This window comes from Pseudoalteromonas sp. Isolate3 (assembly GCF_022398505.1).
GTDB classification, from domain to species: Bacteria; Pseudomonadota; Gammaproteobacteria; order Enterobacterales; family Alteromonadaceae; genus Pseudoalteromonas; species Pseudoalteromonas apostichopi.
In genome coordinates this window covers 1-2,732 of the sequence record NZ_JAKEVN010000216.1, presented here as the reverse complement: position 1 = coordinate 2,732, position 2,732 = coordinate 1, and the positions used below count along the sequence as shown (strand labels likewise).

The window sequence follows — 2,732 nt, the reverse complement described above, 5'->3', positions numbered from 1 at the left end:
GTTTATAAATTAATCTAATTGTTTTTTATTTCACTAAATAGCTTTATAGTTTCCTTATTCTTTTTCAAATTAGTTAAAAAGTTTGCAGTATAAAACTTTGAACTGGTACAACTGAATTAAATAAATGGGATCAAGGAAAGATAATGGAGCAATTTAAAGGTGGTTTAAATCAGTTCTGGGTTGGTGCAGTGTTTGGGCTATGTTTAGCAATCTCATTAGTACTTATTCCTGTTGCTATTATTATGTCGAACATTAACGATGTACTTAAAATTCATGAAGTTAGCGTGCTTGTTGGTCAAGTATCCACAGTCTTTGAAAAATCTGAACGGGCTATCAGTAATGCTAAAACAGCGTTAATTGACTTTGATAATGACGTGGTGATGGATACGCTCACTGCCGTGCAAGCTTATCATCAACAATCGCAGCCATTATTAACTGCCAAGCAAAGACAAACATTAAAAGCGCAAATCAAAGAGCAGCTTGTCATGCAACTCGAGTCAAAGCTTAACGAACAGCAAATTACATTCATATTGTCTGTTTTTGAAAAGTTAGCAGATACAAAAAAGGGAGCACAAACGCTCCCCAATTAAACATTAATTAAACTTGATTATTTGCGCCACGCGCCTTTAGGAATGGTTTGATCGAGTTTTTTGTTTTGCGAAGGATCAAAAGTAGGTAATTTACCTTCTTTACGTTGTGTATTGTAATCCTTCGCTAACCAAATAACGACACCCGATAACATAAATAAAGCGATTACGTTAACGATAGCCATTAAACCCATTGAAACATCTGCAAGGGTCCACACTAGTGGCAATTCGCCTAGAGCACCAAACATCACCATACCAAGTACTAGTAATCGGAAGATCAACATACCCGATGCATGGTTATGCTCTAAAAACAATAAATTGGTTTCGGCATAAGAATAATTAGCAACAATAGATGTAAATGCAAAAAACAAAATGGCAATTGCAACAAACGTTGCTCCCCAACTACCAACATGTTCTTCAAGTGCAGCTTGTGTTAACGCAATACCTGTTACTCCTGAATCAGGTATTAGCTGTTGTGATAATAAAATAAGGGCTGCAGTTGCTGTACAGATAATTATTGTATCTACAAATACACCTAACATTTGCACATAACCTTGTGAGGCAGGATGCGGTGGGTTCGGTGTTGCCGTTGCAGCAGCGTTCGCAGCGCTACCCATACCGGCTTCATTAGAGAACAAACCACGTTTAATACCCTGGATCATGGCCTGCATTACACCATAACCAATAGCACCAGCGCCTGCTTGCTCTATACCAAAGGCACTATTAATAACATGCATAAATACATTTGGTAATAAATCGTAGTTCATGGCACATACATAAAGTGCAACTAACAAATACGCAAATGCCATAAAGGGCACAACCATTTCTGCAAAACGTGAAATGGTTTTTAAGCCGCCGAAAATGATAATGCCAGAACCTAATACTAAGGCGATACCAACAACATAGTTTGGAATACCAAAAGCGACATTAAATGCAGCTGCTATAGAGTTTGATTGAACAGCATTAAATACCAAACCAAAAGCAAGAATAAGACAAAGCGAGAAAATGACTCCCATCCAACGTTTACCCAAACCATATTCCATATAATAAGCAGGACCTCCACGAAAGTTGCCCTCTTCATCGACCGTTTTATATGCTTGGGCAAGGGTACTCTCTGCAAAACTTGTTGCCATACCTATTAATGCAATAAGCCACATCCAAAAAATTGCGCCTGCGCCACCTAAATAAAGTGCAACGGCAACACCTGCCATATTACCCGTACCCACTCGAGCTGCTAATGAAGTACAAAATGCTTGGAATGAAGAAATGCCGTCGCCAGAACCTTGTCGGCTCTGAAACATAACTTTGATCATATGCGGGAATTGCGTGAATTGAATAAAACCAAGTCGAAGTGTAAAAAATAGCCCCGCAGCTATTAAGAGGTAAACCAGAATGTGGCCCCAAAGGAGGCCACTTATACTATTTATAATGTCTGTCATTTTTCTTGCCTTGTGAGCGAGTGGAAAATCTGCGGCGCAAGTTACCATAACAAGTGAGGAGAGTTTAGTTATTCTGCTAAAAAACGTCAGTTATCCACAGTTGTTTGTGGGTAACTTGTTTGCATTTGGTGGGTATCTAGCTAATTTGAAAATAAGCAAAAAAACCTGCAAAAAGTGCTTGCGTAAAAAATCCATCTCCCTATAATGCGACCCCACTGACACGGCGGGCAGCAACGAAAGACGCTGAACAACGTAGCAGAGAGTTAAGTAAAACTTCGGTTTAAAACGGTCTAAAAGAAAGTTTAAAATTAAGTATTGACTCGAAAAATTAAGGATGTATTATACGCATCCCTAGCGACAACGTCGCAACGTTCTTTAACAATATAAAGCAATCATCTGTGTGGGCACTCGTACAGATTGAGTTCTAACAGCCGATTCTAGTTCGCTAGATGACGCAAACAAATTTAGAGTCTCAATTGAACTGAGTGACCAACGGAAACAAGTTTACTTGTTTCAGCACAGTCAATTCGATTCGAAAGAATCAAAATTCAGAATTCATTGAGCATGTCCTTAGGGACAGAAAAAACTTTTAATTGAAGAGTTTGATCATGGCTCAGATTGAACGCTGGCGGCAGGCCTAACACATGCAAGTCGAGCGGAAACGAAGAGGTGCTTGCACCTCTGGCGTCGAGCGGCGGACGGGTGA

Annotated in this window: 2 protein-coding genes and 1 rRNA gene; 2 read left to right on the top strand and 1 reads right to left on the bottom strand. The window is 39.5% G+C overall.

All coding sequences use genetic code 11. The features are described 5' to 3' along the window. Nucleotides 1–143 precede the first annotated feature (143 nt). Nucleotides 144–590: a hypothetical protein gene (locus tag L1D46_RS20285; RefSeq protein ID WP_130051800.1), complete on the top strand. Its 447-nt coding sequence runs from the start codon at nt 144–146 to the stop codon at nt 588–590. Between the two features lie 17 nt (nt 591–607). Here L1D46_RS20285 and L1D46_RS20280 read toward each other — a convergent pair whose 3' ends face one another. Continuing rightward, entirely contained in the window at nt 608–2,026 is a 1,419-nt protein-coding gene (locus L1D46_RS20280; RefSeq protein ID WP_239978137.1) for a sodium:alanine symporter family protein, read from the bottom strand. Between the two features lie 590 nt (nt 2,027–2,616). Between L1D46_RS20280 and L1D46_RS20275 the strand changes: the two genes are divergently transcribed. Further along, nucleotides 2,617–2,732, top strand: a 16S ribosomal RNA gene (locus L1D46_RS20275); the annotation flags it as partial.

Excerpts from the sequence above, each read along its gene's own strand:
- L1D46_RS20285 (WP_130051800.1), top strand. The coding sequence starts at position 144 with ATGGAGCAATTTAAAGGTGGTTTAAATCAGTTCTGGGTTGGTGCAGTG.
- L1D46_RS20280 (WP_239978137.1), bottom strand. The coding sequence starts at position 2,026 with ATGACAGACATTATAAATAGTATAAGTGGCCTCCTTTGGGGCCACATT.